Source organism: Bradyrhizobium sp. LeoA1Lang (genome assembly GCF_055413685.1).
The window spans coordinates 1-5524 of the sequence record NZ_JBVAPG010000288.1 but is presented as its reverse complement, the minus strand read 5'-3'; the positions used below and the strand labels follow the sequence as shown (position 1 = coordinate 5524).

At 58.1% G+C, this 5524-nt stretch carries 2 protein-coding genes and 4 pseudogenes; 5 read left to right on the top strand and 1 reads right to left on the bottom strand.

Annotation, left to right across the window (positions count from 1 at the left end):
• The 5 genes and pseudogenes from ACZYOF_RS41805 to ACZYOF_RS41785 form a co-directional block, all read left to right on the top strand.
• On the top strand, nucleotides 1–215 hold a 215-nt coding region (locus ACZYOF_RS41805; protein ID WP_463719399.1), incomplete at its 5' end, for a hypothetical protein.
• Nucleotides 216–286: 71 nt separating this feature from the next.
• Nucleotides 287–1732 (top strand): IS4 family transposase, encoded by a 1446-nt coding sequence (locus tag ACZYOF_RS41800; RefSeq protein ID WP_463719398.1) that lies wholly within the window; start codon nucleotides 287–289, stop codon nucleotides 1730–1732.
• 159 nt (nucleotides 1733–1891) lie between these two features.
• Nucleotides 1892–2134, top strand: a pseudogene (locus ACZYOF_RS41795) (IS256 family transposase); the annotation flags it as partial.
• 429 nt (nucleotides 2135–2563) lie between these two features.
• Nucleotides 2564–4522: pseudogene (locus ACZYOF_RS41790) on the top strand (secretin N-terminal domain-containing protein); the annotation flags it as partial.
• 113 nt (nucleotides 4523–4635) lie between these two features.
• A pseudogene (locus ACZYOF_RS41785) lies at nucleotides 4636–5019 on the top strand (ATP-binding protein); the annotation flags it as partial.
• A gap of 192 nt (nucleotides 5020–5211) precedes the next feature.
• Here ACZYOF_RS41785 and ACZYOF_RS41780 read toward each other — a convergent pair.
• Nucleotides 5212–5337: pseudogene (locus tag ACZYOF_RS41780) on the bottom strand (integrase core domain-containing protein); the annotation flags it as partial.
• Nucleotides 5338–5524 lie beyond the last annotated feature (187 nt).

Genomic DNA, 5524 nt, shown 5'->3' with positions numbered 1-5524 from the left:
AGGAAGCGAGTTCCTCGATCCGCATGACGCCGTGCAAGTACTCAGTGTTGCGCCGCGTGTCCGTCCGCATTGGCCGCGACTTCGGTGGCGATCTCATCAGATGCGAAGGCGATATGCTCATCGCTCGGCGCTTGCTATTGCAGTATTCCGAGCGCGTGCTGGTCGTACGCATACGACGAAGCTTACGATTACCCACATTTTTTGAGGTGCGCTGAGTCGAAAAACTTGAGTCGCCAGAAAGGCTTATGATTCTTTGATGAGCACCTGATTCGAGAAGAGGTGCTCTATGGGACTGACTTCACGCGCCCGGGATAAGGCGCATCCGTTGGCGTCTGACGCGGTGACCTGGTTTGACCGTGAAGCTGCGCTGTGCGAATTCCAGGACGCTCGGCTTGGCGAGAGATTTCGCATGCTGCTGAAGCAGATTGGTGGAGACATCGGACAGAGCATTCCGATGGTTTGCCAAGACTGGGCGAATACCAAGGCGGCCTATCGTTTCTTCTCCAATGAACGAGTAAGCGAGGCCGACATCCTATCTGGTCATTTTAAATCGACGCGGGAACGTATCGCGGCTGCGAAAGGACCTGTTCTTGTCCTGCATGATACGACCGAATTCACCTATCAAAGGGAGCGCCCGGATCTGATCGGGATGATTAAGCGCATCCCCAAAAGCAACTCTCGAAGATTGGACGGAAAACCCCAAACGTACACGACATGCGGAATATTGATGCATTCGAGCCTCGCGGTGACCCTCGATGGGCTTCCACTGGGGCTCAGCGCTGTGAAGTTCTGGACCAGAAAGAAATTCAGAGGGGTCGCTGCGCTCAGGCGCGAGGTCAACCTGACACGGATCCCCATTGAAACCAAGGAGAGCATTCGGTGGCTGGAGAACCTCAAGCAATCCACGGAGCTTTTCGAGAAGCCATCGCAGTGCATCCATATCGGTGATCGTGAGGCCGATATTTATGAATTGTTTTGCGCCGCCCAAGAGGTTGGAACGCATTTCTTGGTAAGGACCTGTGTCAATCGCCTGGCCGGCGATGGCGATCATACCGTTGCAACGATAATGGACGAGGTCGTGGTCAAAGGTCTCCACCGGATCCAAGTCCAGGATAGCAAGGGCAATCCAGACCAGGCTATTCTTGAAATCCGGTATCGTAAAATCCGTATTCTGCCACCGATAGGCAAGCAGTCGCGGTATCCAGCTTTGACTTTGACAGTGATCCACGCTGATGAAAGAGGAGCGCCAAAGAACAGAAAGAAGATTGAATGGAAACTCCTGACCGACCTTCCGGTGCAATCGCGCGGGGATGCGATCGAGAAACTCGAATGGTATTCCCTGCGATGGAAGATCGAGGTCTTCCACAAGATACTCAAATCCGGCTGTAGGGCGGAGGACTCGCAACTGCGGACTGCTCAGCGATTGACGAATCTGATCTCGGTGTTCTGCATTGTGAGCTGGCGCATTTTTTGGATGACGATGCTCAATCGTTCAGCGCCAAATGCCTCACCGGAATTTGCGCTGACCAAAGCTGAAATCCAATTGCTTGATCGGCTCGTCAAAGACAAGAATCCAGTCAGCACACAACGAAAGACATTGTCGCATTATCTCATCAAGATCGCCAGGCTCGGCGGCTATCTCGCCCGCGCCAACGATCCGCCACCAGGGAATCTGATCATGTGGCGCGGATTATCGCGATTCATCGATATCGCAACGGGAGCGAAACTCTGACCCAAAAATGGTCGTAAGACGACGAAGGGCAGGTGAAGGCGATCGCCCAGGCTCACGTCACAACGGATTGGCGATAATCACCCGCGCCACGAATGGCGCATACGCCACGATGCAGAACACCGCAGCGGAACGTTGGCACCGAGACATCTCATACCGGTTACCAACCCCATCGAAAGCACCTTCGCCACCGTGCGTCACCGCACCATCCGATCGAAGGGTTGTCTGTCGAACGGGACCGCGCTCGCCATGGTCTTCAAACCGGTCGAGGGCGCACAGAAAAGCTGGCGCCGTCTCGATGGCCACAACCAGTTGCCAAAACTCGCTCTTGGCGTGACATTCAATGACGGGATCGAGGTCATCGCCAAGCCGGCCGACCGTCAGCCCATAACCGCCGCCGCCTGACCGGCCCCGCCGTCACCAAGATTTGGCGATAGCTCTGCTTGCCCCCCGCTCGAGTTCTGCTGCGGGAGAGCCAGAGGCTCGACGTCGTGGTCCGGTTTGCGTCCGCGATCTCGCGCTTCGCCTGTAACAGCTAAGATTGGCAACAACTCATCGAGACCTGCCGCGTGGTGAATGCCGCTCCTGGTCTTCCAGACGACCATCGATGTGCCAAGGCACGGAGCGCTCGCCGCCCATCATCTCCCGTTATCGACACATATCGATATATTAATTTGCAGCTTGGCGGGTCTCCGGTACTGACACTCGGAAGAATCATCAGGCTGCTATTCGTCTTATCCCCGGGAAAATTTCGCCTCTGAGCGCCAGGCCCAACATCGCTCGCGCTGCCAAAGCTCTAGAGGATGGCTTTGCGCTGGCGCATGGAAACATTGAATGAATGCACATCTTCCGCGAGTGTGCCCCTCTGCGCGCCCCACGATACTCACGTTTCTTTGTCTACTCCTCACCGGATGCGCAGGCTCCGGCTCGACCGCTGAGCGCAGTGTTCTACTGAACCCGCCTAGCGGCATTCGGAAGGTATCCGAACACACATACTCGGAGGGCGCATCGCCAGCGGGGGGCTTTGAAGTGTTGACCCAGCCATCGGCCCAGCCTGCCGAAACCTCGGAGCGGCGGCTACCGGTCACCGCCAATAGCGCGCGCGTCAGTCTGGACTACGTCAATGCTGATATTCGGCGGGTCGTGAATGACGTCGTCGGTAATATCTTGGCCATGGCCGTTGTGATCGACCCAGGCGTAGAGGGAAAGATAACGCTCCGGACTTCCGGCAAGGTTCCGGCGAGTGATGTTCCGCGGCTGCTGGACGAAGTGCTGGGAAAGTATGGTTACGGACTGGCGGCAGTTGACCGGGGAGTCAGGGTGGCGCGCCTGGCTGACCTCGCCGACGGAGGGCGCGGCGACGTTAACGTAATTCCCGTTCGTTATGTCGATCCGGTCGATGTCATCAAGGTCATCCGACCGAACATCGAAGAAAACGTTCATTTGGCGCCTGCGCCCGGACGACGAGGCATTGCCATCAGCGGCTCGCCCGGTGGCGTTAGTTCCGCGCGTGAACTAATAGGCCTGTTGGACATCGATAGCATGCTCCACAAGTCCTTTGCACTGTATACCCTGGCTCAGGCAAGTCCCGCCGCAGTAGAGAAAGACCTCAATTTTGTATTCAATCAAAATGCTGGGGGCTCTCCGCGAGTTCGATTTGCGTCACTAGAGCGGTTGAATGGCATTCTTGTAGTTGCCGACGACCCTGCGGCACTTCAGCACGCGCGTGAGACAATCGAGAAGCTGGACAGGACGTCAAAGGCAGCAGCACACGTTCACGTGCGGCCACTGAAGTACCGCAGGGCTACGGAAGTGGCTCAGGTGCTGGCGCAACTCTTCTGCGCTGAGCCGGGCGTCACAGCAGCTACCGCACAGTCCACCGAAGAGTCCGGCAAGATGCCGGTCTCAAGTCTGGCCAGTCGATCAGACCTTTTCCCCGACCAGCCCAGCCCGCCGAATGAAGGCTCCGGCTCGAACACGCGGACCGCTCAAGCAAAGCACGAAGCGGTGGTGGGCCCGGCCAGTCTCGGTTTGTCGGCGCCGGTGCGGATCCAGGCGGATCGCAGCCAGAACGCGCTTGTTATTCTGGCGGCACCGCACGATGCCAAGATCATCGATGCCGCAATCCGTCGTCTTGACGTCAAGCCGCGTCAGGTTCTCATCCAGGCGATTGTCGCGGAGGTCCGGCTAAACGATGGCCTGGAATACGGGGTGGACTATCTTCTGTCCTCTCGTCCCCTGGGTGCCGTTCCAAAAGGTGGGTTGTCCTATGTGTTTCCCGGGACAAGTGCCAACGTTGTGCTGCACGCGCTCAGCGAGGTGGCAGACGTTAAGGTTGTATCCGCCCCACGCATTCTCGCGGTCGACAATCAGCCGGCGAGGATCCAGGTCGGCGAGCAGGTCCCTATCTTGTCGCGATCGTCCCAATCCCCGGCAAGCGAGAGCTCGCCGATCATCAGCACCGTCGAATTGCGTGACACGGGAGTAATTTTGGCTGTTACACCCAGAATAGGTGCTGGCGGCAGTGTCACCCTCGACACTTTTCAGGAGGTTAGCACCGCGAACAAGAACAAGCTCACCAATGTCCAGTCCCCTGTGATTTCGCTACGTCGCCTGCAGAGCACCGTATCGACCCGAAACGGGGATACGATAGCAATTGGTGGGTTGATGCAGGATAGTACCTCTCGCGCCGATTCCGGACTTCCTTTGCTGATGAACATTCCGCTTCTGGGAGCGGCATTCCGGCGTACTGAACAAACCAAAGAGCGAACGGAGCTCCTGGTGTTACTCACTCCTCTGGTGCTTCAAGGTGACGCAGAGGCAGGAGCCCTGACCGACGAGTTGCGGGCGAAGTTCGAATCACTCGCGCCCGAGCTCGGCCGCCAACTCACGCCCCGGACCGCAACAACCAGACGCTTGTCAATGATCTCGCCGGCGGCGGCTTCATCGCCCAGCAACGCAACGTCGTCCTGGTCGGTGGAACGGGCACCGGCAACACCCATCTGGCCATCGCTATCGCGCGAAGCTGCATCCGATCCGGCGCCCGTGGCCGCTTCTATAACGTGATCGACCTCGTCAACCGCCTCGAGACCGAGACCCGCAACGGGCGACAGGGCCGGCTTGCCAAGCATCTAACCCGCATGGACTTCATTGTCCTGGACGAGCTCGGATATTTACCTTTTGCCAAGTCCGGCGGTCAGCTTCTCTTCCACCCCGTCAGCCGGCTTTATGAGCGCGCCTCCGTCCTCGTCACCACCAATCTGGCATTCGGCGAGTGGCCGAGCGTGTTCGGCGAACCGATGACTTTATGATGCCTCCTTCAGAGCTGGCCCCGGTGGTTTGGACAGCGCCCCGTGGATTTAAGTGGATTCCTGCCGGGTTATGCTGAACGCGGGGCTTTACGATTTTGTCGTTGCGTCGGGAGGGCGTAGCCCGACCAGAGCGACGACAAAATCGTCGGCGACGGTCATGCGGCCATCACCCATAGCTTGCGTGCCGAAGTAAGCCTCGTCGGGCGTGCGCCCGTCAAGGCTCGAGTGAGGGCGTCCCTGATTGTAGAAGGCCAGATACTTGGCAATTGGCGGTCGCGCCTCGGACACGGAGCTATGCGGGAAACTGGGTGATGACGGACTGAGATAGGCGGCGTATCGAGGCGGGTGTCGAAGCCTGCCAGAACCTCACATGGGATGGTTCGTGTCAAGGCCATCAATCGCAATGCATCAGCAGTCCCTCCGAAGCGTCGCTATCCAGGTCCAAGCCCGTGCGTGACGCGGCTCGTTTGCCGAGCCTGATCAA